The organism is Micromonospora sp. NBC_00362, assembly GCF_026342155.1.
GTDB lineage: Bacteria > Actinomycetota > Actinomycetes > Mycobacteriales > Micromonosporaceae > Micromonospora > Micromonospora hortensis.
Genome location: NZ_JAPENH010000001.1, coordinates 5574411 through 5600097, shown reverse-complemented (window position 1 = coordinate 5600097; position 25687 = coordinate 5574411). Strand labels below are relative to the sequence as shown.

General features: G+C 71.5%; 21 protein-coding genes and 2 tRNA genes. 9 read left to right on the top strand and 14 right to left on the bottom strand.

The genetic code is table 11. The annotated features are described in order from the left end of the window. Nucleotides 1-855: a hypothetical protein gene (locus OG992_RS25820; protein ID WP_238687482.1), complete on the top strand. Its 855-nt coding sequence runs from the start codon at nt 1-3 to the stop codon at nt 853-855. Between the two features lie 34 nt (nt 856-889). Here the strand turns inward: OG992_RS25820 and OG992_RS25815 are convergent, their stop codons facing one another. Next, nucleotides 890-2089, bottom strand: coding sequence for a glycosyltransferase (locus OG992_RS25815; RefSeq protein ID WP_238687440.1), 1200 nt, complete (start codon nt 2087-2089; stop codon nt 890-892). Nucleotides 2090-2313: 224 nt separating this feature from the next. On the opposite strand from OG992_RS25815, the gene OG992_RS25810 reads away from it, so the two are divergent. The 3 genes from OG992_RS25810 (at nt 2314) to OG992_RS25800 (ending at nt 4764) form a co-directional block, all read left to right on the top strand. Beyond that, complete coding sequence (locus tag OG992_RS25810) at nt 2314-3312, top strand: SDR family oxidoreductase (RefSeq protein WP_266304496.1); 999 nt, start codon at nt 2314-2316, stop codon at nt 3310-3312. Further along, complete coding sequence (locus OG992_RS25805; protein ID WP_266304495.1) at nt 3312-4103, top strand: ATP-binding protein; 792 nt, start codon at nt 3312-3314, stop codon at nt 4101-4103. The genes OG992_RS25810 and OG992_RS25805 overlap by 1 nt, the downstream gene beginning before the upstream one ends. Before the next feature lie 88 nt (nt 4104-4191). Then, the gene (locus OG992_RS25800; protein ID WP_091406114.1) at nt 4192-4764 is read left to right on the top strand and encodes a DUF5709 domain-containing protein; all 573 of its coding nucleotides are present in this window, start codon (nt 4192-4194) and stop codon (nt 4762-4764) included. Nucleotides 4765-4771: 7 nt separating this feature from the next. Here the strand turns inward: OG992_RS25800 and OG992_RS25795 are convergent, their stop codons facing one another. Beyond that, a complete protein-coding gene (locus tag OG992_RS25795; RefSeq protein WP_196924633.1) occupies nt 4772-5425 on the bottom strand; it encodes a response regulator transcription factor in 654 nt (217 codons plus the stop codon). Between the two features lie 23 nt (nt 5426-5448). Next, nucleotides 5449-6573, bottom strand: a complete 1125-nt coding sequence (locus OG992_RS25790; RefSeq protein ID WP_238687443.1) for a MacS family sensor histidine kinase — start codon at nt 6571-6573, stop codon at nt 5449-5451. 119 nt (nt 6574-6692) lie between these two features. Here OG992_RS25790 and OG992_RS25785 point away from each other — a divergent pair, with 119 nt between their 5' ends. Beyond that, nucleotides 6693-7148 carry an ATP-binding protein gene (locus OG992_RS25785; RefSeq protein ID WP_238687444.1) on the top strand — a complete coding sequence of 152 codons (456 nt, stop codon included), beginning with the start codon at nt 6693-6695 and terminating at the stop codon, nt 7146-7148. Nucleotides 7149-7268: 120 nt separating this feature from the next. Here the strand turns inward: OG992_RS25785 and OG992_RS25780 are convergent, their stop codons facing one another. Beyond that, nucleotides 7269-8207 (bottom strand): ribose-phosphate pyrophosphokinase, encoded by a 939-nt coding sequence (locus tag OG992_RS25780; RefSeq protein WP_238687445.1) that lies wholly within the window; start codon nt 8205-8207, stop codon nt 7269-7271. Between the two features lie 101 nt (nt 8208-8308). On the opposite strand from OG992_RS25780, the gene glpK reads away from it, so the two are divergent. Then, nucleotides 8309-9793, top strand: a complete 1485-nt coding sequence (gene glpK / locus OG992_RS25775; RefSeq protein ID WP_266304494.1) for a glycerol kinase GlpK — start codon at nt 8309-8311, stop codon at nt 9791-9793. 15 nt (nt 9794-9808) lie between these two features. On the opposite strand, the gene OG992_RS25770 is transcribed toward glpK, so the two are convergent. Further along, the gene (locus tag OG992_RS25770; RefSeq protein WP_238687447.1) at nt 9809-10642 is read right to left on the bottom strand and encodes a phosphoribosylaminoimidazolesuccinocarboxamide synthase; all 834 of its coding nucleotides are present in this window, start codon (nt 10640-10642) and stop codon (nt 9809-9811) included. Nucleotides 10643-10780: 138 nt separating this feature from the next. Between OG992_RS25770 and OG992_RS25765 the strand changes: the two genes are divergently transcribed. Continuing rightward, nucleotides 10781-12100, top strand: a complete 1320-nt coding sequence (locus OG992_RS25765) for an ABC transporter substrate-binding protein (protein WP_266304493.1) — start codon at nt 10781-10783, stop codon at nt 12098-12100. Between the two features lie 58 nt (nt 12101-12158). Here the strand turns inward: OG992_RS25765 and OG992_RS25760 are convergent, their stop codons facing one another. Further along, complete coding sequence (locus OG992_RS25760; protein WP_030336617.1) at nt 12159-12407, bottom strand: hypothetical protein; 249 nt, start codon at nt 12405-12407, stop codon at nt 12159-12161. Between the two features lie 163 nt (nt 12408-12570). Here OG992_RS25760 and OG992_RS25755 point away from each other — a divergent pair, with 163 nt between their 5' ends. Further along, nucleotides 12571-16344: a S8 family serine peptidase gene (locus OG992_RS25755; protein WP_266304492.1), complete on the top strand. Its 3774-nt coding sequence runs from the start codon at nt 12571-12573 to the stop codon at nt 16342-16344. Nucleotides 16345-16459: 115 nt separating this feature from the next. Here OG992_RS25755 and OG992_RS25750 read toward each other — a convergent pair. The 6 genes from OG992_RS25750 to OG992_RS25725 all read right to left on the bottom strand — a co-directional run bounded on the left by OG992_RS25750 (nt 16460) and on the right by OG992_RS25725 (nt 22571). Beyond that, nucleotides 16460-16536: transfer RNA gene (locus tag OG992_RS25750), tRNA-Met, on the bottom strand. Nucleotides 16537-16679: 143 nt separating this feature from the next. Continuing rightward, nucleotides 16680-16753 (bottom strand) — tRNA-Met (locus OG992_RS25745). Between the two features lie 88 nt (nt 16754-16841). Next, the gene (locus tag OG992_RS25740; RefSeq protein WP_266304491.1) at nt 16842-17780 is read right to left on the bottom strand and encodes a hypothetical protein; all 939 of its coding nucleotides are present in this window, start codon (nt 17778-17780) and stop codon (nt 16842-16844) included. Beyond that, nucleotides 17770-18279, bottom strand: coding sequence for a SigE family RNA polymerase sigma factor (locus OG992_RS25735; RefSeq protein WP_238687451.1), 510 nt, complete (start codon nt 18277-18279; stop codon nt 17770-17772). The genes OG992_RS25740 and OG992_RS25735 overlap by 11 nt, the downstream gene beginning before the upstream one ends. A gap of 191 nt (nt 18280-18470) precedes the next feature. After that, complete coding sequence (locus OG992_RS25730; protein WP_266304490.1) at nt 18471-21461, bottom strand: UPF0182 family protein; 2991 nt, start codon at nt 21459-21461, stop codon at nt 18471-18473. Nucleotides 21462-21557: 96 nt separating this feature from the next. Next, the gene (locus tag OG992_RS25725; protein WP_238687453.1) at nt 21558-22571 is read right to left on the bottom strand and encodes a PDZ domain-containing protein; all 1014 of its coding nucleotides are present in this window, start codon (nt 22569-22571) and stop codon (nt 21558-21560) included. A gap of 115 nt (nt 22572-22686) precedes the next feature. On the opposite strand from OG992_RS25725, the gene OG992_RS25720 reads away from it, so the two are divergent. Next, on the top strand, nt 22687-24021 hold the full coding sequence (locus OG992_RS25720) for a zinc-dependent metalloprotease (protein WP_238687454.1): 1335 nt from the start codon (nt 22687-22689) through the stop codon (nt 24019-24021). Between the two features lie 81 nt (nt 24022-24102). On the opposite strand, the gene OG992_RS25715 is transcribed toward OG992_RS25720, so the two are convergent. Both OG992_RS25715 and OG992_RS25710 read right to left on the bottom strand, forming a co-directional pair. Continuing rightward, nucleotides 24103-24711, bottom strand: a complete 609-nt coding sequence (locus OG992_RS25715) for a hypothetical protein (RefSeq protein ID WP_266304489.1) — start codon at nt 24709-24711, stop codon at nt 24103-24105. 292 nt (nt 24712-25003) lie between these two features. Continuing rightward, the gene (locus OG992_RS25710) at nt 25004-25537 is read right to left on the bottom strand and encodes a M48 family metallopeptidase (protein ID WP_266304488.1); all 534 of its coding nucleotides are present in this window, start codon (nt 25535-25537) and stop codon (nt 25004-25006) included. Between the last annotated feature and the right edge of the window lie 150 nt (nt 25538-25687).

Here is a 25687-nt window from a genome sequence, read left to right as displayed (position 1 = left end):
ATGATCGTCGCGTACGGCTTCGCCAACCTGCTCCAGTCGGTGGCGGCGGCCCGCACCACCGTCCACCACACCTTCGATCCGGGTCTGCTGCTGCGCCTCGCCGGGCACCGGACGTATCTGGTCGGTCTGGGCTGTCAGATCGCCGGTTTCGTGCTCGCCTTCCTGGCCCGGCGGGACCTGCCGCTGTTCCTCGTGCAGGCCAGCGTGGCCGCCGGGCTCGGGGTGACCGCCATTCTCGGCGTGTTGGTGCTGAAGTGGCGGCTGCCGGCGGCGGAGGTGGTGCTGCTGGCGCTGCTCTTCGCGGGGATCACCGCGCTGGTGCTGTCCGCCCGGCCGGCGCCGTCGAAGCAGCTCGGCACCGCCGGCTCGATCGCCCTGCTGGTGGCGTTGGGCCTGATAGCGGTGCTCGGCTTCTTCGCCGTCCGACTGCACGGGGCGCCGGGTTCGGTGGCCCTCGGCTCACTGGCCGGGCTGGCGTTCAGCTCGGCCGCGGTCGCCGCCCGACCACTGGCATCCGCGCCGTCCGCGGAGGCGTTCCTCGCCGACCCGCTGTTCTACCTGCTGATCGCCCACTCGATAGTGGGTCAGCTGCTGCTCGGTCTGGCCATGCAGCGCGGCTCGACGACAGCCGCTGTCGCCGCGATGGACGCCGCCGGCGCGGTGCCGGCCGCGATCGTCGGCCTGCTGCTGCTCAACGACAAGATCTGGCCGGGGCGGGAGTGGCTGGCCGCCGTCGGCTTCCTGGTGACCCTGGCCGCGGTGATCGGCCTGACCCGGTATGCCGAACCGCAGCAGCACCGTTCGGTGGCACGCCGTCGGGACCCCGCCATGGTCGGTGCCGGCCGGCCGGGCTGACCGTCCGGCACGGCACCACAACAGAGCTGCCGGCTTAGGCCTCGACCGGCTTGCGGCGACTCACCACACGTTCGTAGAGGCGCTCCAGCGCACCGGCGGTCCGCTCCCAGGTGTAACTGCTGCGCACCCGGTCCACAGCGGCGTGCCCGTACGCGAACCGACCGGCGTTGTCGGCGAGCAGCCGGCGCAGCGACACTCCGAGTGCCCGTACGTCACCGGGGGGCACCAGGCGGCCGGTGACCTCGTCGACGACGGCGTCCGCCAGCCCACCCATCGCGTAGCCGATCACCGGCACCCCGCAGGCCATCGCCTCCAGCGAGACCCGCCCGGCCGAGGAGTAGTGCGGCGTGCAGGCGACCACGTCCGCCGACCGGTACCAGGTGGCCATCTGGTCGTGCGGCACCGCCCCGACGAGCCGTACCTGGTCGACGACGCCGAGCTGTTCGGCCAGTTCGCGTAGCCGTCGCGCCTCGGCGTGGTTGGTCAACTGGTCGGCCGGCGGCCCACCGGCGATCACCAGCTCGGCGTCACCGACCAGCCGCATCGCCCGGATCAGGTCCTCCTGGCCGTGCCCGGCGGCCAGCGAGCCCACCGAGAGGATGCGCGGCCGCTGTTCGCGCGGTGCTGCCTCGCCGTCGGGATGGAACAGGTCGATGTCGACGCCGGCCGGCACCAACGCTACCGAGCTGCGTTGCAGACCCATCCGGGTCAGCTCGTCGACCTCGTCGTTGGACTGGGCCACGGCGATGTCGACCGCCCGGGTCAACGCGCGCTCCAGCGTGATCCGCTGACCCGGCCCGTCGTAGTGGCCTCCCAGGTGACGCAACTGCTCGATGCCGAGCGAGTGGAACGTCTGCACCACCGGAATGTCGGTCTCCCGAACGGCGTGCGCGGCGGCCAGGCCACCGACCCAGTAGTGCCCGTGCACCACCTCGGGCCGCCAGGAACCCGACCACTCGTCGGCCAGCCAGCGGCCGACCTCCGTCACGTGCGGGATCAGCTCGACGGTCGGTAGTGGGGTGGGCGGGCCGGCGGGCACCTGGTGCACCTGGTAGCCGTCGACGTTCATCGTCGCCGGTAGCGCCGGGTCGTCCCGGCGCACGTAGAGCCGGACGTCATGGCCTCGCTCGGCCAACTCGGCGGCGACCCTCGCTGTGTGCTGTCGGGTGCCGACCGGCGGGCCGTCGGCGTGGCGGTAGGAACTGGCGTGCGCGCAGACGAGGCCGACGCGCATGGGTCACCTCCCTGCGATCTTTCCTCGGCGGTGGTCCTCCCGGTCAGAGCGTCCCATTAACCCCGCGACGCTGAGCCGAAACCTGGCAGATCAGGAAGAGTCAGCGCGAGTGCCACCGACACTTGCGCCACGGCAAGCACACGCGACACGTGGCGGCACGCTTCGACGATGATCGACAAGCCGTCGTCGGTGTGACCAGGCCCGGCCCGGGGTACCGATCAGGAATGCCGCTGACCCGCAGTCTCGACGATTCGACCGTGGTGATCACCGGCGCGTCCAGCGGGATCGGCACGGCGACCGCGTACGCGTTGGCCCGCCGGGGCTCCGCCGTCGTGCTGGCCGCCCGCAGCGAGCCGGCGCTGCTACAGGTCGCGCAGCGCTGCCGGGAGTTGGGCGGCCGGGCGCTCGTCGTACCGACCGACGTCACCGAGTTGGAGTCGGTGCGGCGGCTGGCCGAGCAGGCGGCGGCCGAGTTCGGCCGCATCGACGCCTGGGTGAACAACGCCGCGGTGAGCGCCGTGGGGCTGTTCGACGAGATCCCGGTCGCCGAGTTCCGCCGGGTGCTGGAGGTCAACCTGCTCGGGGCGGTGCACGGCATCAAGGCTGCCCTGCCCTACCTGGGCGCCGCCGGTGGTGGTGTGCTGATCAACAACGCCTCGGTGCTGGCCGAGGTGGCCATGCCGTACCAGTCGGCGTACAACGCCTCCAAGCACGGCATCCGCGGGCTGGCCGACACCGTCCGACAGGAGCTGCGGGTCACCGGTCGCGGTCACATCTCCGTCTGCACGGTGCTGCCGGCCACTATCGACACCCCGTTCTTCCGGCACACCGGCAATCACAGTGGTCGGGAGCTGAAGCCGCCTCCTCCGATCTACCCGCCGGAGGTGGTCGCCGAGACCATCGTCCGGCTGCTGCGCCGACCCCGCCGCGAGGCGTACGCCGGCGGCGCGGCCCGGCTGATCGGCCTGCAGTGGCGGCTGGCGCCCGCGCTGGTCGAGCGCACCCTCGGCTGGTACGCCCACCGCACCCAGTTCGGCCCGGGCGCCCGGGTGGACAGCAGCGGCAACGTGTTCCACCCCGATGCTCGGGCGCGTCAGGACGGTGACTGGCACGGTCGGCGGCGACAGTTGGTGCGGATGACCGCCGCGTTCGGTCTGGCCGCCGCCGGCACCGCTGTCGGCACCCTGGCGGCCATCAACCGCCGCTCCCGGTCGGACCGCTGATGGCCGATGTCGAGCGCCCGAATGCGCTGACCGTCACCGGCGCGCACAATGGGGCGATCATGTCGAGCTGTCTCGTGGAAATCGACGAGTCGTCAGCGGTGGTCCGGCTGACCGGTGTGCTCGATGCCGCCGGCGCCGAGGCGGTACGCGGCGCGCTGCTCGCCCGTCTGCTGGCCCGGCCCGGCCCGGTGGTGGCCGACGTGACCGGCCTGCGGGTCGTCGACCCGGCCGGGCGCGGCGTCTTCGCCGACGTACGCCGGGAGGTCGCCGACTGGCCCGCCGCGGACCTGCTGCTGTGTGACCCGGCGGTCGACGGGCCCGCCCACCCGGACGTCGCGCTCGCCGGGGTGCCGGCCTGGCCGACGCTCGACGGGGCGCTGGCCGCTGTGGCGGCGACACCACTGGCGGCGGTGCTCACCGCCGACCTGGCTCCGGCGGTGGGAGCGGCCAGGCAGGCGCGCGAGCTGGTCGCCACCGGTTGCGAGCGCTGGGGCATGCCGACGCTCACCGACCCGGCGTGCATCGCGATCACCGAGATGGTCAACAACGTGGTGGCACACGCCCGGACCCCGATGACCGTTCGGCTGGCGCCTCAGGAGGCCACCCTTCACCTGGCGGTTCGCGACCACTCCCCGCGTCAGCCGACCTTCGCCGGGATCTCCCCGCCGAACCGTGCCGGCGGCCGGGGCCTGCTGCTGATCGACACGGTGACCCGTCGCTGGGGCAGCAGCGCCGTACCGGACGGCAAGGTCGTCTGGTGTGTGCTGCACCCCGACGACGAGGCCGCCTGACGGGGCTTTCGCCATCGGCGCACGGTTCGGCGACGTACCGCCGGAGCCCGCCCGGTTATGGCGGCAGGGCAGCGGGTAGTGATCAGACATGCGCGACAACGAGTACCCGACCCCCCTGTCCGACACCGAGGCGCAAGGGCTGCCCGACACCGCCGATGACGACTCGACCGCCAACGACGACGTCCTCACCGGGCGCGAGGCGGACGGTCCGGACCCGGCCCAACTGCCCGGCGATCGGACGCCGGTGGCGGTGGACCGGTTCGGAACGACCGCCGAGGAGCAGCTCGACGGTGAGTCGTTGGACTACAAGCTCGACCGCGAGGTCTACGAGCGCCCGGCGGACGACCCGCTGGCCGGCACCATCGACCCGAAGATCGCCTTCGAGGCGGACAACCTGGAAGCCGCGGCGGAGGCTCAGTTGGACGCCGACGTGATGGATCCCGGGCCGACCTCGGATCCGAACTCACCGGTCTCCCTCTACGACCACGGTCAGCTCGGCACGGTGGCCGACGCCACTGTGGGCCGACTGGTGGAACCGGACGAGGGATCGCACACCGACCAGGAGACCGACTCGGTGGCGTACGACGCCGGATCGGCCGGGGGCGGAGCGACAGCCGAGGAGTTGGCCATCCACGAGACGGAGCCGCCGCGCTCGGTCTGACGGCCGCTCAGTCGTCCAGGCCGCGTTCGATGGCGTACCGGGTCAGCTCGACCCGGTTGTGCAGTTGCAGCTTGCCCAGGGTGTTCTGCACGTGGTTCTGCACCGTGCGGTGCGACAGGCCGAGCCGCTGGGCGATCTGCTTGTACGACATCCCCTTCGCCACCAGCCGCAGCACCTCCGTCTCCCGTTCGGTGAGCTGGGGGGTCGCGGGTTCGGCAGCGCCGGCCGGGCCGGTCCCCCGCCCCGGGCCGGCGGCCAGCCGGCGGTACTCGCCGAGCACCAGGCCGGCCAGGCCGGGGGTGAAGACCGCGTCGCCGGCAGCGGTGCGGTGCACCGCCTCCAGGAACTCGGCGGGCGCTGTCGACTTCACCAGGTAACCGGTGGCCCCGGCCTTCACCGCATCCAGCACGCTCTGCTGTTCGCCGCTGGCGCTGAGCATCAGCACCCGTACGGCGGGCAGTGCCGCGCGCAACCCCAGGATCACCTCGACGCCGGAGATGTCGGGTAGTTGCAGGTCGAGGACGACGACGTCGGGCCGGGCGGCGGCGGCCACCCGGATGGCCTGTCGTCCCTCGCCGCTGGTCGCCACCACCAGGAAACCGGCCTCGGTCAGGTCGCGGGCCACACCCTCCCGCCACATCGGATGGTCGTCCACCACCATCACCCGGATCGGGTTCGCCGCTGTCACCTCGGCACGCTCAGCTCGATCTCGGTGCCTGCCTCGGGGGCGGACACGATCCGAACCGTGCCGCCCACGTCGGCCACCCGACCCCGGATCGACTGGGTCACGCCGAGCCGGCCCTGGGCGGCCGCCTCGTCCAGTCGACCGTCCGGGATGCCCGGCCCCTCGTCGCGGATCGACACGGTCACCGTCGCCCCCTCGTCCTCGATCAGCACCCAGGCCCGTCCGCCGGCGTGCCGCCCCACGTTGTCCAGCGCCGCGCCGGTCGCGGCGGCCAACTCTCCGGCCACCCGCCGGGGCAGCGGCACCGGGGTGGCCGGGGCGGAGAGCGCCACCGCCGCCGAGGCGTACCGGCCGAGCAGGGTCCGCAGGTCCACCGCCTCGCCGCCGTCCGGGAGGCTCGCGGCGGTCGGGCCGGCGCCGGCGATCAGCGCCCGCAGGGCAACCTCCTGCTCGCCAGCCAGCCGGGCCAGCTCGCCGGCCTCCCCGGGCAGGTCGGCGCCGCGCCGCTGGACCAGCGCCAGCACCTGGAGCACCGAGTCGTGAATGTCCCGGGCCAGCCGCTCCCGCTCCCGGGTGGCGGCCTCCAACTCCACAGCGCGCTGCAACCGCTCCTCGGCGCTCGCCGCGAGCCGGGCCACGTGCCCGACCACCACTCCGGCGAGCAGCATCAGGATGACCCCGGTGAACGAGGACTGGCCGATCCGCTCCCGGGTGGCCAGGTCCGCGCCGGCCACCAGCAGCGCGGCGACAGTGCCCCGCCGCCGGCCGCCGGAGACGGCCCAGGCCAGCACCGGGCCGGCCATCCAGGCCACCCCCAGGGTGGGTACGCCGTGGGTGAGCGCCGTCCGGCCGACCACCCACGGGGTGGCCAGCACGATGGCCATCACCACTCCGAGGTCGGCCAACAGCAGCGGCCAACGCCGCCAGGCCGGTCGGGCGTACCCGATCGCTGTCGCGCCGGTCCAGGCGATCATCAGCAGGATCAGGGCGCCGACGGCGTACGGGTGGGCGTACCGGTCGGCGTCGCGCACCGCGAGCGCGCAGACGTACGCCAGGGAGGCCAGCCTGAACACGGTCAGCGCACGCCACAGCGGCACCTCGAACCCACCCGGCGGCGACGGCATGGCGGTCAGGATGCCACAACCGGGCCGGCGCACGGCGAGCAGCGAGTGCGGTTCGGGAAACCCTGACGTACGGTGGAAAAGCCGCGAAATACTCCGAGATGCGCCGCCGGGACGGGCCCATGACGAACGCAGATCCGCACGCACCGCGTACGGTTGTGCCCATCGAACCTGCCCTCCTGATCGCCGAAGCCTTTGACCAGGCCCAGGTGACCGAGATTCGACACTCGGTCACCTCCTGCGCGCACGCCTCGGGTCTCAGCGGCCAACGGCTGGACGATTTCGTGCTCGCGATCAACGAATTGATCACCAACGCGGTGCGGCACGGCGGCGGGCGCGGCTGGCTGCGGCTCTGGCACGAGTCGGGTGTGCTGGTCTGCGAGGTCGCCGATCACGGGCACGGGATCAGCCCGCAACGTCTGGGCGACCGCAGCCGACCCGCCCCGGACACCGCCGGCGGCTGGGGTCTCTGGCTGGCCCGCGAGCTGACCGACGCGATGGAGGTCGTCACCGGCACCGCCGGCACCACCGTCCGCATCACCACCGGCGTCACCACCCAGAACCCCACCCCGCGCTAACCCCGCGCACCCCTCCCCCTCAGCGCGCGATCTTGCACTTACTGTCCCGACGAATCGCCCGAAACTACTCATTCCGACGACACAAAGTGCAAGATCGCGCGGTAAGGGCGCGGGGGTGGATCAGGCGAAGAGGGCTGAGACGGATTCCCCGTTGTGGATTCGCCGCGTCGCCTCGGCCAGGGCGGGGGCCACCGACAGGACCTGCAACTTGGGGACCCGCTTGTCGGCCGGGATGGGCACCGTGTTGGTGCAGACGATCTCCAGGACGCCGTCCTGGTCGCTGAGCCGCTGCAACGCGTCGCCCGAGAAGAGGCCGTGCGTGCAGGCGAGCCGGATCGACCGGACCTTCAGGCCGCGCAGATGCTCCATCAACTCGACCACTGTGCTGCCCTTGGCGATCTCGTCGTCCAGCACGATGACGTCCCGGTCGGTCACGTCGCCGATCACCGCGCTGATCTTGACCAGGTCGTCGCTGAACCGCTGCTTCGCCCCGGCCGCGACCGGCGTGCCGAGCAGCCGGGCGAAGGCCGCGGCCTCCTTGGCGTTGCCCAGGTCGGGCGACACCACCACGGTGTTGCTGAGGTCGTAGCGCCGGAAGTGGGTGGCCAGCTCCCGCAGCGCGTGCAGGTGATCCACCGGGACGCTGAAGAAGCCGTGCACCTGCGGCGAGTGCAGGGTCATCGCGAGCACCCGGTCCGCCCCGGCCGAGGTGAGCAGGTCGGCGACGAGTCGCGCGCCGATCGAGATCCGTGGCGCGTCCTTCTTGTCCGATCTGGCGTACGCGTAGTGCGGGAGCACCACGGTGATCCGACCGGCGGAGGCGCCCCGGGCGGCGTCGATCATCAGCAGCAGCTCGACCAGGTGCTCCTGCACCGGCGGCACCAACGGCTGGATCAGGAAGACGTCCCGCTCCCGGCAGTTGGCCTGCAACTGGACTTCCAGACAGTCGTTCGCAAACCGGGAGACCCGCACCGGGTGCAGCGGCACCCCCAGGTGGGCGCAGATCTCGGCAGCCAGGTCGGGATGGGCGGTTCCACTGAAAACTGCGATGTCGCGCACGTTCGCACATCGTAGGGGAAGCCGACGGCCACCGACGGCGGCGGGCCGGAACCCGCCGTGACGCCTGTCGCGCCGCGCCGCCGTCCGGGTACGGTGCTGCGGTGACCCCCCAGTACGTCGCCGCCATCGACCAGGGCACCACCTCCTCGCGGTGCATCGTCTTCGACCGGGCCGGGGACATCGTCGCCGTGGCTCAGCGCGAGCACCGGCAGATCTTCCCCCGACCGGGGTGGGTGGAGCACGACGCCGAGGAGATCTGGGACAACGTCGAGCAGGTGGTCGCCGAGGCGCTACGGGCCGCCGGCACCGACGCGGCCGGGCTGGCCGCCGTCGGCATCACCAACCAGCGGGAGACCACGGTCGTCTGGGACCGCGCCACCGGCCGCCCGGTGGCCAACGCCATCGTCTGGCAGGACACCCGGACCGGGCCGCTACTGCGCGAGCTTGCGTCGGCGTACGGCGAGGAGCGGTTCCGGGCCCGCACGGGCCTGCCGCTGGCCACCTACTTCGCCGGGCCGAAGCTGCGCTGGCTGCTCGACGAGGTCGACGGCCTGCGCGAGCGCGCCGAGCGCGGCGAGGTGCTCTTCGGCACCATGGACAGCTGGCTGATCTGGAAGCTGACCGGCGAGCACGTCACCGATGTGACGAACGCCAGCCGGACGATGCTGATGGACCTCACGACCCTGGACTGGGCCCCGGAGCTGCTGGACGCGATGGGTGTTCCGGCGGCGATGCTGCCGGAGATCCGCTGCTCCGCCGAGGTGTACGGCACTGCCGGCGGGGTGCTCGACGGGGTGCCGGTGGCCAGTGCGCTCGGCGACCAGCAGGCCGCCCTGTTCGGGCAGACCTGCTTTCAGCCGGGTGAGGCGAAGTGCACCTACGGCACCGGCAGTTTCCTGCTGCTCAACACCGGCGCCAGCCCGGTCCCGTCGACACACGGCCTGCTCACCACGGTCGCCTACCGGATCAAGGACCAACCACCGGCGTACGCCCTCGAAGGCGCCATCGCGGTCACCGGATCGCTGGTGCAGTGGCTGCGCGACAACCTCGGGTTGATCTCCACGGCCGCCGAGGTGGAGGAGTTGGCCCGCACCGTGGACGACAACGGCGGCTGCTACGTGGTGCCGGCGTTCTCGGGGCTGTTCGCCCCGCACTGGCGCAGCGACGCCCGCGGGGTGATCGCCGGCCTGACCGGTTACATCACGAAGGGGCACCTGGCGCGGGCGGTGCTGGAGGCGTCGGCGTGGCAGACCCGCGAGGTGGTCGACGCGATGAACGCCGACTCGGATGTGGCGTTGCGCCGTCTCCGGGTGGACGGCGGGATGACAGCGAACGGCCTGCTCATGCAGTTCCTCGCCGATGTGCTCGACGTGCCGGTGGTCCGTTCCCGGATCACCGAGACCACCTGCCTGGGCGCCGCGTACGCGGCCGGTCTGGCGGTCGGCTTCTGGCCGGACCTGGCCACCCTGCGGGCGCAGTGGCGCTCCGACGCGCAGTGGGAGCCGGCCATGGCCCCGGACCTGCGCGAGACGGAGCTGCGCCAGTGGCGCAAGGCAGTGCGGCGCACCCTCGACTGGGTGGAGTGAGCGCCGCCGCGGCGGTCACTCCCAGCGGTTGCCGGTGAGCTTCTCGTAGACGTCGATGTAGCGAGCCCGGGTCGCCTCGACCACCTCGGCCGGCATGTCCGGGGCGGGGGCCTGCTTGTTCCAGCCGCTGCCGGTGGCCCAGTCCCGCACGTACTGCTTGTCGTAGGAGAACTGCACCCGGCCCGGCTGGTACGACTCGGCCGGCCAGAACCGCGACGAGTCGGAGGTGAGCAACTCGTCGGCGAGGACCAGGGTGCCGTCCGGCGCCCAACCCAGCTCGATCTTGGTGTCGGCGACCAGGATGCCCCGGTCGGCGGCCAGTTCGGCGCCGCGCCGGTAGATGTCGATGGTGATCTGCCGGAGCCGCTCGGCGGTGGCCTGACCCACCTTGTCCACCACGTCGTCGTACGTGATCGGCTCGTCGTGCTCGCCCGCCGGGGCCTTGCTCGACGGCGTGAAGATCGGCTCGGGCAGGATCGACGCCTCGCCGAGCCCTCGCGGCAGTGGTACACCGGAGACCGCGCCGGTCTGCTCGTACTCCCGCAGGCCGCCGCCGGTCAGGTAACCGCGGGCGACACACTCGACCGGGACCATGTCCAGCCGCTGGCAGCGGATGGCCCGCCCGGCGAACTCGGCGGGCACGTCGGTGGCCGAGATGACGTGGTTCGGCACGAGGTCGGCGAGCTGCTCGAACCACCAGAGCGAGAGCGCGGTGAGCAGACGGCCCTTGTCCGGGATCGGCGTCGGCAGCGCCACGTCGTAGATCGAGATGCGATCCGAGGCCACCAGGATCAGGTCGTCGCCGTCGGCGTAGACGTCCCGGACCTTGCCCGAGTGCAGAAGTTCCACGCGCCCTAGTACACCACGCGATATGGGAAGCCCCTGATTCGACCACCCAGCCGAGGGTGACCGGACGGACGTTGACACCTTCGTGTGCTGCCTGCGTGAATGGTCCGACCGCCACCCCCGTAGGTCCAGGAGAGCCCCGTGCCCGTTGTTCGACCCCCGCTGGACCGCCTCGGCGCCGACCCGGGCCGACGCCGACTGCTCGGCGCGCTGCTCGGCGCACCTCTGCTCGCGTCCGGCGGGCTGGCGGGGTGCAGCGACGGCGCCGCCACCTCGACCCAGGACGGGCCCGTCGAACTGTCGGTCTTCTGGTGGGGTGGCACCAAGCGGGCCGAGCTCACCGAGAAGGCGCTGCGGCTCTACTCGGATCGCAACCCCCGGGTCACCTTCCGGGTCACCTGGCAGGGCGCCGACGGCTACTACGACCGGCTGGCCACCCAGGCGGGCGGCGGGAACGTACCGGACCTGATCCAGATCGACGACGCCATGCTGACCGAGTACACCCAACGTCAGGTCATCCTCGACCTCACCGACCACCACCTGGATCTTCGGGGCCTGCCGGAGGGTCTGATCCGCTACGGCACCGTGGAGGGGCGGACGATGGCGGTGGCCGCCGGGCAGACCCACGCCGTTGTGGTGTTCAACCGGGACCTGCTGCGGGAACTGGAGATGCCAGAGCCCCGCGGCGGGATGACCTGGGCCGACTACATCTCCTGGGCCACGCAGGTCACCGAGGCCAGCAACCGCCGGGTGGCCGGCACGATGGACGGGTCGGGCGACTACCGGGCGCTCTGGCTCTGGCTGCGGTCGCAGGGCGGCGAGTTCTACCGGGGCAACCAACTCGGCTTCGGCGCGGACGAGCTGATCGCGTGGTTCGAGTTGTGGCAGCGGGCCCGCCGGGGCCGAGCCACGCCGAGCGCCGCCCTGGTCGAGCAGGCCGACAGCGGCGAGCCGGCCCGGCAACTCGTGGTGAGCGGGGTGACGGCGGCGTCCTTCGCCTGGTCGCACCAGCTACCGGAGCTGCAACGGCTCACCGATTCCGAGTTGGGCATCGTCGGCGTTCCCGGCCCGACGGGGGCTCAGTGGGCACGAGCGTCGATGTACTGGGCGGCGTTCCGGGGCACCCGCCACCCGGACACGGTCGCCGACGTGATCAACTTTCTGACCACCAATGGTGAGGTTGGCGCGGTTCTGGGCCACGAGCGCGGGCTGAACGCCAGTGCGGCGGTGCGCCGCTACGCCGAGGGCAGCATCACCGACCCGGCCCAGCGACGTGCCGCCGAGTTCGGCGCCAGCATCGCCGACCTGCTCGGGCCGGCGCCGGCGCCGCCGCCCAGGGGGCACGCCAAGGTGCGCACCCTGCTGGTCACCGCCGCCGAGCGCATCCGCGTCAAGCGCGACGGCACCCGCGAGGCCACCGCGCGCTTCCTGTCCCAGGCGATCGCGGCCCTGGCTGTGTGAGCACCGGCGGCCGGCCCCGGAGCCGGCCGCTGGTGACCCGCCGACGCCTCGGGTCCGGTCAGCGCGGCGGGCCACCCCGGCGGTTGCGCATCAGCCGCAACACCAGGAACACGACGATCGCGACCACCACCAGGCAGCAGAGCAGCGGGAGCACCCCGAAGCCGCTGCGGCCTCGCCGCCGGGCGGCCTCCACCACGAGTTCGCCGGTGCCCGTGGACGCCCAAGCCGCGACGGGCACGAAGACCGCCAGTACGACCGCACCGAAGACCGCGCTCAGGCGGCCCCACCACTTTCCAAATGAAGACATGTGCCCATCCTCGCCGAAGCGCGCAACCTCGGCACGTCGGTCCACGCCGAATCACGGGACCGGATGGTCCGAAAGCTCTCCGGGCGGTGCGCAACGCGCTCGCAACATCCCGGCAAAGATGATGATCTTTACATGAATCTCTCGAGGTGATCGGATTCGCCTCATGCTCAACTCTGTAGACAGTGCGCGGATCTCTCGCACCCGAAGATCTGCGGCGGCAGCGGTCGGCGTCACCCTCGTCGCCGCTCTCCTCACCCCCACGGCGGCGCACGGCGCCCCGCCACCCCAGCCGCCGCCGACGAGACCCGCTCCGAACGGCAACGCGGACCGCACACCCGTCACTGTCACGCTGATCACCGGCGACCGGGTGACGGTGACCCCGGGCGTCCACGGCGCAACCGATTCGGTGGACGTCAAGCGCGCCCCGGGCGCCACCGGCTCCGTACGCGTCTCCACTGAGGGCCGGGACACCTACGTGTACCCGGACGAGGCGATGCCGTACCTCGCCACCGGTCGACTCGACAAGCAATTGTTCGATGTCACCCAGCTCATCGCCCAGGGCTACGACGACGCGCGGACCGCCGAACTCCCCCTGATCGTCACCCGCACGACGGGTGCGGCGAAGCTCAGGACCGGCACCACGCTGCCGGGCGCGCGGACCACGCTGGAGCTTCCCTCCGTCAGTGGTGAGGCGATCCGCGCCCGCCGATCGCAGGCTGCGGACTTCTGGTCGGCGCTCACCAGTGGACAGTCGCCGACCGGCCGCAGCGCTGTCACCCCGGCACCCTCCTTCGCGGCCGGCGTCGACAAGGTGTGGCTCGACGGCAAGGCGAAGGCCACCCTGGCCGACACCACCGCCCAGATCGGTGCGCCCGCGGCGTGGGCCGCTGGTGGCACCGGCAGCGGTGTCCGGGTCGCCGTCCTGGACAGCGGGGTGGACACCACCCACCCGGATCTCGCCGACCAGGTGGTGGCCTCCCGGAGCTTCATCCCCGGCCAGGACGTGATCGACCGGAACGGGCACGGCACCCACACCGCCTCCACCGTCGCCGGGACGGGCGCCGCCTCCGGCGGCAAGGAACGGGGCGTGGCCCCCGACGCCGACCTGGTGATCGGCAAGGTCCTCGACGAGTACGGCAGCGGGTCCATCTCCGGGATCATCGCGGGCATGGAGTGGGCGGCACGGGCCGAGCACGCCAAAGTGATCAACATGAGCCTCGGCGTGAGCGCCTGGCACACCCAGGACGACCCGCTGAGCCAGGCCGTCAACCAGCTGACCGCCGAGACGGGTGCGCTCTTCGTCGTGGCCGCCGGCAACAGCGGACCAGACCCGTACACCCTCGGTGCGCCGGGCACCGCTGACGCCGCGCTGACCATCGGCGCGGTGGACACCTCCGACCACCTGGCGAGCTTCTCCAGCGTCGGACCCCGGATGAACGACGAGGCCCTCAAGCCCGACATGACCGCTCCCGGGGTGGACGTGCTGGCGGCGCGCTCGCAGCACATCTCCTGGGGCGAGGGCTACTACTACGCCGACAGTGGCACCTCGATGGCGGCGCCGCACGTCGCCGGGGCGGCCGCCCTGCTGGTGCAGAAGCACCCGACCTGGAGCGCCCGGCAGATCAAGGACGCCCTGATGAGCACCAGCGTCCGCACGCCCGACTACGACGCCTACCAGGCCGGCAGCGGTCGGCTGAACGTCGCCGCCGCCTACCACCAGGACCAGGTCATCGCATCCGGGTCGGTGGACGCCGGACTCGTCGGCTGGGGCACCACGCCCCAGCCCGTCAAGCGGACGATCACCTACACCAACACCACTGACAGCCCGATCGCGTTGGAGCTCTCCGTCGACCACGGCACCGCCCCCGCACAGACGTTCACGGCAACCGCCGACAGCGTCACGGTGCCCGCTCGGGCCAGCGCGACTGTCGACGTCGTGGTGGCCCCGGCCGGCCTTCCCGCCGGCAGGTACTCCGCCCAGGTCACGGCCCGCTTCGCCGCCGGCGAGGTGCACACGGCCGTCGGGGTCGCCGTCGAGTCCAAGAAGCACGACCTCACCATCCACCTGAAGGACCGCGCCGGCCGGCCCATGAGCGGCGAGGTCGAGGTCGTCAACGCCGAGACCGGCTCCGCCTTCCTGTGGGTGCCGGACGGAAAGCTCACCGCCCGCCTGGCGCCCGGCTCCTACACAGTCGTCACGGCGGCGGACGTGGAGGGTCTGCACGGGCCCCGCTCCCTCGGGCTCGCGATGCTGACCGCTCCCGAGGTCGACCTGACGACCAACCGGGTCGTGGACCTCGACGCCGCACGGGCCCGCCAGGTGAAGGTGGCGACGCCCCAGCCGACCGCCGTCGTCAACAGCAGAGTCGACGTCTACCGCTCCTTCACCTCGAGCGAGCCGACGCCCACCGACTGGAGCGCCCTGCGCGAGACGTTCTGGCCGGGCGCCGCCTACGACAGCCTGTGGGCCCTTCCGACCGGGGACAAGGTGCGCAAGGGCAGCTTCGTCTTCACCACCCGGATCCGCGCCGCGCAGACGCCACTGGCGATCAGCTACCACGGCCGGCACCTCAGCGACCCGCTCGCGCAGCCCGGTTCCCCGCCGCTGCCCGACGGCACCTCGCGCCTGGACGCCGTCTTCGCGGGCGTCGGCGGCACCGCCGACTACGCCGGCGTCTCCGCCCGTGGCAAGGCGGTGGTCGTCCGCGGCAGCGACTCGGTGACCCCCACTGACCAGGCAGCGGCGGCACACACCGCCGGTGCGGCGATGCTCGTCGTGGTCAACGACCGCGCGGGTCGCAAGAGCGACTGGTACGGCAACCCCGACGCCGTGACGCCCGGACCGATCCCGGTGACCTCGGTGACCACCGACGAGGGCGAGGCGTTGATCCAGAAGATCACCGCCGCGGGCCGCGGGCCGGCACGACTGGTGGTGGTCGCCCACCCCAGGGCGACGTACCTGTACGACCTGGTGGACTACCACGATGGCGGGGTGCCGAAGGACCCGTCCGCCACCACCGACCCGCGCAGCCTCGCCCGGATCGACCTCACCTTCTCCCCGCCCCCCGGAAAGCAGTCCAGCGAGACGCGGATGGACTTCCCGCCGTACGAGTACGCGGCGGCACGGCCGTTCCCGTTCGAGCCGGTCGCGCCGGGACCGCGTACCGACTGGGTCTCCGCGGGTGGCGGCATCAAGTGGATGCAGTACGCCGACGTCGCCGACTGGGCGCGGTCCAACACGGAGGCCATCGCGTACCGGCCGGGCAGCGTCCAGAAGGACCGCTGGTTCGGGCCCATCACCCGGCCTCGGCTGCTCAGCACCGAGATCCCGTTCCGTGGTGAGACCGCCATGAGCGCCTACATCCAGGGGTTCGGCGACGCGGGCGCGGCGCACAGCGGCGGGGCCAGCATGTCGCAGATCGCCACGTTCTATCAGGGCGACAAGCAGCTGACCCGGTTCGACGGCTGGCCGGAGGTCGGCGCTGGTGACCTGTCGCCGGAGAAGCTGCCGTACCGACTGGTCGTCGAGACCACTGGCAAGCCCGAGTTCAGCCCGTACTCGACCGCCACGCACACCGAGTGGAGCTTCGTCTCCGGCGGCAGCACCGAGGTGCAGGCCATCCCGCTGGTCCAACTGGACTACGGAACGGACGTGGACGTCGCGGGTCGGACGAAGCGCCGAACCGACTTCTCGATCACGCCCGTGGTGGTGGGCAGCACCGCGGCTCGGGACGCCGTGTCGTCACTCCAGCTGGAGATCTCCTACGACGACGGGGCGACCTGGCAGCGGCAGGCCCTGCGGGAGAAGAAGGGCACCTGGCAGGCGTCGCTGAACGCGCCGCACCGGACCGACTTCGTGTCGATCCGGGTCACCGCCAAGCAGCGCAACGGCGGCGGCGTCACCCAGACCGTCACCCGGGCCTTCGGCCTGCGGTAGGACCCGCCGGGGCCGGTGCCGAGGAGGTGCCGGCCCCGCGGGCCCTCAGTTCTGACAGCGACACCAAACAAGTCCGGCCCCCACACTGTGGGGGCCGGACTCACATCACTTTCAGTGGTAGCGGGGACAGGATTTGAACCTGCGACCTCTGGGTTATGAGCCCAGCGAGCTACCGAGCTGCTCCACCCCGCGTCGACTGGTTAAGACTAACTCACCCGTTCCGGGCAATGATCACCGGGGTCACCAACCGCTACGGGGGCCCGTACTCGACGATGCCCGACGTGCCGGACAATGCCGAAAGCCCGCCCCGGTTTCCCGGGACGGGCTTTCTCTCGTAGCGGGGACAGGATTTGAACCTGCGACCTCTGGGTTATGAGCCCAGCGAGCTACCGAGCTGCTCCACCCCGCGTCGGCTCGATAACCGTAGCGCACCGACCCGGGACACCGCAAAGCGACGCCGATACCGCACTCGCCGACACCCCTGACCTGGGCCGTTGTCAGTCGAGCCAGTTCTCGATCGCCGCGACCGCCCGCCGACTGTCAGCATCGACCTGGGACCGAACGGCCGCCGTGTGCTCCCAACCCTGCTCCCAGAGCACCGTCACGACGTCGCCGACCCGGACCGCCCGGACCAGCCGAACCTCCTCCGCACCCGGCTCGCCCATCCCGTCCGGCATCGGGGCCCGCATCTCGAACAGCACCGACCCGTCCCCGTACGCCCCCGAGGCCAGCAGCCGCTGCCGCCACGTCCTGGTGTCGTCGGACAGCTTCTGGTCGGGGCAACCGCGCACGGCCTGCCGCAGCTCCCGCAACGCGTCGTCGGCCCGGCCGGCCCGGTAGATGGTGATGGTGTGCCGGTAGCTGCCGTCCGGAACGTGCCCCGTCGGCGTCCCCGGCAACTTGTAGGCCAGGTAGCGACCACGGCGTTGGACCATTGCCGAGTCGCTGGACAGGCGCGTCCCGCACAGCGTCGGCAGGGCCGGACCCTCCCCCGAGGATTCCAGTCCGGTCCGGTTCGGGGCCGCCAGCACGAAGAAGGCGCGGTCCGGGATCGAGGTGGGCGGCCGAGGCGCCGCCGGTCCGGTGGCCGGCTGGGACGGCGTACCGCTCGGGGTGGTCCGCGACGGTGGCGGGAACGAGGGTGTCGACGCCGGGGTCGGCGTGGGTGACGGCCGGGAGGTCGCAGTCGCCCCGGTCGGCAGCGGGCCAGGGGTGTCGGCGGGCGGCGGCAGCGATGCGGAGCCGTCCGCCGGGTACGCCAGGCGGCCACCAACGGCAACCCCGCCCACGAGCAGCGCCACCGCGAGCGTCGAACCGGCTACTCGGGCTCGGGCCCTCCGGTCGGCGAACCGTCGAAGTGACTCGGGGTGGGTCAGCTCGTGCCCGTCCGCGACGGTGCTGAGCGACCGGTACAGGTCAGAGAGTTCAACTGACATCGTTCGCCTCCAACTCCACGGTGCTGAGGTCGGGCAGCAGCGCGGCCAGCCGGGACCGGCCTCGGGACAGCCAGGACTTCACGGTGCCGACCGGGACGTCGGTCTCCCGGGCGATCTCCTCGACGGACATGTCGAAGAGGTAGTGCAGGGCCAGCGCCTGGCGGTGCGTGGCGGGCAACTGCCGGAGCGCTCCGACCAGGAGCACCCCGTCCTCGCTGGGCGGGGGTGCGACAGCAGGCGGTCCGGTGCGGCTCAGCACCACCCGCCAACGGTGCAGGCGCCGCCAGCGGTCGGTGGCCAGCCGGGCCACCACGAGCCGCAGCCACGCCTCCGGCGCCGGATGCGACGACAGTCGCCCCCACTGCCGCCAGGCCCGGGTGTACGCCTCCTGCACGAGGTCCTGCGCCTCACTGTGGTCGCCAGCGACCGCATAGCCGTACCGCAGCGTCCGCCGGGCGGTGCTGCGGTAGAAGTCATCGAAGCTCTGCGCGTCCCGCACGACTGTTCCCCCTCGTCCCCACCCCGTTGCATTGAGGACGGCGGACCGGCGTCGCAGGTTGCGGAGGTGGAGGGTGCTGTCGGTGACGTGACAGATACGCACAGATCAGGACAACGGTCGAGCCCCCGCCGTTCGGACCTGATGCGGTCCGAACGACGGGGGCTCGGGAAGGAACTGCGTGCGGTGGCGGATCAGCCTCCGGCACTCGGACTGGCACCCGGCGCACCAGCGGCCTGCTGCGCCTGCTGGAACGCGGTGAGCGCCTCGTCGAGGGCCTTCAGCGCCCGCCCGTACCGCTCGAAGTCGCCGGACGCCTGCGCGGCCCGGACCTCGGTGATCGCGGTCTGCACCCGGTCCGCGGCGGCAGCCAGGTCACCGGTCGGCGGTGGGGTGCCCGGGCTCGGGGTCGCCGTCGGCGCTGGCGTCGCCGTACCCGAAGGCGTCGGCGTCGGCGTCGGCGTCGTCGGGTTACCCCCGGTCGTCGGTGGCGGCGACGTGCCCTGCCCGGCCTTCTTACCCTGCTCGACCAACTGCTTGATGCCGTCGTTGATGTTGTCGGCGAGCGCCACGAACGAGCCGCCGTCACCGTACGAGAGCAGCACCTTCTGCAACAGCGGGTACGCGTCCTGCTGGTTGCTCTTCACGTAGACCGGCTCGACGTAGAGCATGCCGTCGGCGAAGGGCAACGACAGCAGGTTGCCGTACTGCACCTGAGCCTGGTTGCTGGAGAGCAGGTTGAGCTGCTGACGGATGTTCGCGTTGTTGGTCATCTGCTGGTGCACCTGCACCGGGCCGGAGATCCGGGTCTGGTCCGGCAACTCCAGCACCTCCAGCCGGGGCTTCCCCTCGACGTACGACCCGGAGATCAGCGCGGCGAGGTTCTGCCGGCCGTTCGGGGTGACCGCCGAGGTGAGCTGGAACCGAGGGCTCTCCTGCCCGGGGAACTGGGTGAACAGGTAGTACGGAGGCTGCTTCTGGCCGCTGTCCGGGGCGTCCGGCACGTTGGGCACCTGCCAGAAGTCCTGTGCGGAGTAGAAGTCACCCGGGTTGGTCACGTGGAACTTGGTGAGCAGGTTGCGCTGCACCTTGAACATGTCCGCCGGGTAGCGCAGGTGCTCGGTCAGCTCGACCGGGATCTCCGCCTTCGGCAGCACCAGGTCACCGCCGAACGCCTTGTTCCACGCCTTGAGCACCGGGTCGGTGTCGTCGTACTCGTAGAGCTTCACAGTGCCGTCGTACGCGTCGACGGTGGCCTTCACCGAGTTGCGCATGTAGTTGACGTCTTCCCGGGCGAGCTGGAAGGTGCCCCGGTTGGTCAACTCGTCGGTGGTCTCGGTCTGCAGGTTGACCCTCTCCGCGTACGGGTAGGAGGCCGCCGTGGTGTAGCCGTCCACGATCCACTGCACCCGACCGTCGACCACCGCCGGGTACGGGTCGCCGTCCAGGGTGAGGAACGGCGCCACCTTCTCCACCCGGTCGCGCGGGTTGCGCACGTAGAGCAGCTTGGAGTCCTTGTTGACCGCCTCGGAGAGCAGGAAGTTCGACTCCTGCTCCTTGATGGAGTACAGCAGTCGCCGGGTGAAGGAGCCGATCTCCACGCCGCCCTCACCGGTGTAGGTGTAGGACTCGCCGCCGCCCTCACCGACCGGCCTGTCGAACTCGGCCTTCTTGTTCGGGTCGGACTGCCCGACGATGGCGTAGTCGTCGGCCGCCATCCGCTCGCCGTAGTAGATGCGCGGCTGCTTGGCCGGGATCTGCTCGGTCTGCGAGGAGCACGCCTCCTGGGTCTTCTCGCCGAGGAAGCCGGAGACGAAGAACGGCTGCCCGCCGCAGACCACCTGGTTGGCCGGGGCGGCCACCAGCCCGTACCCGTGGGTGTAGACGGTGTGCCTGTTGATCCAGGTGTTCTGCTGGTCGGTCAGCTCGCCGTAGTTGATCTCCCGGACGCCCACCACGTAGTCGGAGACCTTGCCGTTCACCCCGTACCTGTCGATGTCCAGCTTCGGACCGAAGTCGTAGAAGCCACGCACCTGCTGGAGCTGGGTGTACGTCTCGCTGACCAGCTGCGGGTCGAGCAGCCGCACGTTCGACACCACCGAGGTGTCGGTCGCCAGGTTCCCCGGTGGGGTCAGGTTGTTCGCCGCGTACGGGGTCGTCTCGGTGGCCCCCAACCCGAACGCCGCCCGCGTCGCGTCGATGCTGCGCTGGATGTACGGCGCTTCCTTGTCCTTGGCGCTCGGCTTGACCTCGAAGGTCTGCACCGCCCAGGGGTAGATGCCGCCGATGGCCACCGCGGACACGCCGAGCAGCGCCAGCGAGATCCCCGGCCAGACCAGGTTCCGCATCCAGGCGTTGGAGAACACGAGGATCGCGATGGCGACCACGATCGAGATGTAGGCGAGGATCTCCTTCGCCGGCAGCAACGCGTTGACGTCGGCGTAGCCGGCGCCGTACAACTTGGCGCCCTCGTTGTACTCCAGCAGCATGGCCCGCCGGTCCAACACGTACGCGATCGCCTTCAACAGCACGAAGACCGCGACCAGCGTGCTCAGGTGCGCGCGGGCCGCGTTGCTCATCCGGTCGCCGACGCCCTGCAGGCGGACCCCGCCGAAGAGGTAGTGCACCGCCAGCGCGCCGATCACGGCCAGCACCACAGCGGTGAAGGCGACCCCGAGCAGGTAACGCCAGAACGGCAGTTGGAAGACGTAGAAGCCGATGTCGACACCGAACTCCGGGTCCTTGATGCCGAAGTCACCGCCGTTGCGGAACAGCAGCCACTGGTTCCACCGGTTCTGCGCGGAGAGACCGGCGAAGAGCCCGACCACAGCGGCGGTCAGCGAGATCCAGGTGCCGAGACGCGGGCTGAGCACCATGCGGTAGCGCTCCAGCGTCGCCTGCTCCATCGAGTGCGGACGCAGTCGCGGGCGCAACCGGTAGGCCAGCCAGAGGTTGCCGCCGACGATCAGCGCCATGCCGAGGCCGATGGCGAGGAAGAGCACCAGCCGGGTGAGCAGGACGCCGGTGAAGACCTCGGTGTAGCGAACCTCGTCGAACCAGAGCCAGTCGGTCCACGCCTGGACACCCCAGCCGAGCAGGGTGAAGAGCACGAACACCCCGACCAGGACCGCGATGGTGACGCGCCCGCGCCGGCTCATCCTCGGGAGGGGGCTGCTGCTACGCATGACCACTGTTGGCTCCGCACGCTCGATATGATCGGCTCCGACCAGGCACCCAGAGTACGGGGTGTTCCTGAGCGTGGCGGGGCACGGTCACACCGGTCAGCAACGCGTCGGCTGACCACCCGCCCGCAACGTCTCCAGAGCGGTCATCGCCTCGTCCAACGAGCCCACCCGCAACAGCGGCAGATCGGGCTGCGGATTGCGGACCGCCTCGGCGCAGTTGTCCGCCGGCACCAGGAAGACCTTCGCCCCGGCGCGCTTGGCGCCGACCAGCTTCTGGGCGATCCCGCCGATCGGGCCGACGGCGCCCTCGTCGTCGATGGTGCCGGTACCGGCGATGATCTGGCCGCCGGTGAGGTCGGCCGGGGTCAACTTGTCCACGATCCCCAGGGCGAACATCAGACCGGCGCTCGGCCCACCGATGTCCCCCAGGTCGATGCCGAGCGTGAACGGGTGGGGCTGCTGCTGATCGATCTCGACACCGATCCGCGGTCGGCCGTCCTGCTCCTGACTGGTTACCGTCGCGGTGGCCGGCACGCCGCCACGGGTGTAGCCGATGGTCAACGCCGTGCCCGCCGGCTTGGCCCGGACCAGCTCGGTGACCTTCGCGGCCACCGGCACCGGCTGGCCGTCCACCGAGGTGATCACATCGCCGGCCTTCAGCGCCCCGGCCGCCGGGCCGTCCCCGGCCACCGTCTTGATCACCACCTGCACCGCAAAGCCCAACTCCCGCAGCGCGGCGGTCTCCGCGCTGGTCTGCGACGCCTTGAAGTCCTCGGCGTTGCGCTGCTCGACCTGCTCCGTCGACTCCCCCGGCGGGTAGACCAGCTCACGTGGCACCACCGCCTCGTCGTCGGAGAACCAGCCAGCGATCGCCCCCCGCAACCGCACGGTGGGCTGCACCCCCACCGTGGTCAGCCGCAACTGGCCGGCCGAGGTCGAGGTCTCCCGACCGGAGACCTGGATGACCTCCTTACCGTCGGTCGTACCGAGGGTGTTGACAGTCGGCCCCGGGCCCAGCACCACGTACGGAATCGGCACCCTGAGCACCCCGATGCTCAGCAGGGCGGTGAACAGGGCACCGAGCAGGACCGTCAGGCCACGACGTCTCATGCCGCAGAGCGTACCGATCGGTTGCGGGCCACCCGCCGGATGCGGCGCGCGACTTCGCCCTCAGCGCAACGCCAGCGGCGGCTACCTGGGGCGCGGTCCGCGTACCGTAGATGTCGTGCCTGATATTCCGTTCGGTTTCGCGCTCCCGGGTGGGCAACCACCAGACCCCAACGATCCCGCGCAGATGCAGCAGTTCATGTCGCAGTTGCAGCACCTGCTCTCCGCGCCGGGCAGCGGGCCGGTCAACTGGGACCTGGCCCGGCAGGTAGCAGCCAGCCAGCTCGCGGCCGCCGGTGACCCGGCGGTGTCGATGTACGAGCGCAACGCGGTCGAGGAGGCCCTGCGCCTCGCCGACCTGTGGTTGGAGCCCGCCTCGGCGTGGCCCTCCGGCATCCAGAACCCCGTTGCGTGGAACCGCAACGAGTGGATCTTCAAGACGCTGGACGTGTGGCGCAAGCTGTGCGATCCCGTCGCCAGCCGGATGGTCGGTGCGATGGGCGACCTGGTGCCACCCGAGGCGCGCGCCCAGCTCGGCCCGATGCAGTCGATGGTGGCCTCCCTCGGCGGCGCGCTGTTCGGCGGTCAGCTGGGCCAGGCCCTCGGCTCGCTCGCCGCGGAGGTGCTCTCCGCCGGCGACATCGGGCTGCCGCTCGGCCCGGCCGGCACGGCCGCGCTGATCCCGGCCAACATCCGGGCGTACGGCGAGGGCCTGGAGCTGCCCGAGGACGAGGTCCGCCTCTACGTGGCGCTGCGCGAGGCTGCCCACCAGCGGCTGTTCCAGCACGTCCCGTGGCTGCGTGGGCATGTGCTCAGCGCTGTCGAGATGTACGCCTCGGGCATCCGCGTCAACCGGGAGGCGATCGAGGAGGCGATGGGCCGGGTCGACCCGACCGACCCCGAGTCGATGCAGGCCATCGCCCTGGAGGGCATCTTCACCCCGGAGGACACTCCGGCGCAGAAGGCCTCACTGGCCCGCCTGGAGACCGCGCTCGCCCTGGTCGAGGGCTGGGTGTGCCACGTCGTCGACAGCGCCGCCAGCGACCGGCTGCCCAATGTCGTCCGGCTGGGCGAGGCCTTCCGCCGTCGCCGGGCCGCCGGTGGTCCCGCCGAGCAGACCTTCGCCGCGCTGGTCGGTCTGGAACTGCGCCCCCGCCGACTTCGCGAGGCCGCGGCGCTCTGGGCCGCGCTCACCCAGCACCGTGGCATCGAGGGCCGCGACGCCGTCTGGGGCCACCCGGACCTACTACCGTCGGACGACGACTTCGCCGACCCGGTCGCCTTCGCGATGAACGACATGGACCTCAGCGAGCTGGACAGCTTCGATTTCTCCGCCCCCGGCGGGGTGGAGGAGAAGGCCCCCGGCCAGTCGGGGCAGCCCGGTCCGTCGGGTCAGTCGGGGCAGCCCGGTCCGTCCGATGAGACCGACGGCGAGGACGACGCCAAGTCCTGACGCCCGCGCATCGATGGCCTGCGCCCCGGGTGCCCGCAGATCGACGGCGGGCACCCGGGCGCGTTCGTCAGGTGCGTCGGTTCAGGTGGGTCGGCCCGACCCGGAGAGCAGGGCGCGGGTCGCTTCCCAACCCTCGAATGCCGGGTCCAGCGTGGCCAGGTCAGCCGGGCCGCGCAGTCGTCGCCAACCGGTGGTGACCGCCACGTCACCCGGGCGCGGGGCGTTGGCGCGCGCCTCAGCCGGCGTCGCCGTGTCCAGTTCCAGCGTCGGCAGCCAGTCCGGCGCGGGCAGTCGTACCGCGACCCCGAGCAGACCAAGGCCGCCGCCCTCGACCGGCGCCACAGCGACCGGCCGGCTGGTGAGTGGGCGGAGCAGCTTGCCGACGGTCAGGGCGGGCAGGTCAGGCACGTCACTGACCAGCACTGCCGCCTGGTCGTACCCCTCGAGCGCGGCGAACACGGCGTTCGGCGTCGGCTCGGCCACCTCGTACACCGCCGTGCCGGGCCACACCAGCGCATCGGCCAGGGCCCGGTCGGCCGGGGTCACCGCGACCGCGACCTCCACCTCGTTGAGCGTGGCGAACAGGTCGATGACGTCTTCCGCGAGCGCCGCTCGCCACTGCGCCAGGTCGACGCCGGGCGGCGACCAGTGCACCGGCCCGAGCAACGCCACCACCACCCGTCGCGCCATGCCCCGACCCTAGCGCCCCACCCCACCCACCCCACCCACCCCACCCGGCCCGCTCGGCCCGCTCGGCTCGGCTCGCTCCGCAACATGATCGACTCGGCCTCATTGAAGTCGGGGTGTCCCGGCAGCCTGGACAGCGCGTTTTTCAGGAAGGCGAGTGGATCTAGGCCGATCGCGCGTCAGACAGCGGTCGGCGCTCGGCGCGGCGCCGCAGGGTCTCGACCCGGCGCCCGAAGAGCGCGGCGCGGTGTCCGAAGGGATTCGACGGGCTGCGCCAGCGCCTCGGGGGCGTGGGTCAGGTGGGCAGCGGCGGGCAGGAGGAGGCTGCGGCGACCCCTTCGAGGTAGCCACGGGCGCGTTCCGCCTTGGGGTAGCGGCCGACCAACGCCCAGAACCGGGCGTTGTGGCTGGGCACGATGAGGTGCGCCAACTCGTGCAGCAACACGTAGTCGATCACCCAGTCGGGCATCTCCTGGACGCGGTGCGAGATGCGGATGCTGCGGTCCGCCGGCGTGCAGGAGCCCCACCGGCCGTTCTGGTTGGTGACCCATCGGACGCTGGCCGGCACCGCCTTCGTGGCGTATCCGGGGAGGTAGAGGTCGATGAGCCGATTAGCCCGGGCCAGCAACTCGTCGTCGGACCGGGCGAGGCGCCCCTCCCGGGCGGCGAGCCGGGCGAGCATCCGGTCGACCCACTCGCTCTCCTCGGCACGGGAGAACTGGTCGGGGATGAGGACAACCACTCGCTCACCGTCACGGTACGCGGACACCGTGCGTCGTCGACGCTGACTGCGCCGCACCTCGACGACCGGCTTGCGCGTCCCCGCCATCACTGGCCCGCGCAGCCTCGACTACGTGTCACGAAGGCAAGCTAATGCCCACTGACCAGGGGTCCGCAAGAGTCAACCGCACGACACGCGCCCGGAAAATGGTGATTGGTCGCCAGCCGTCCCGAAAATTTCTTGACCACGGCGTCATCG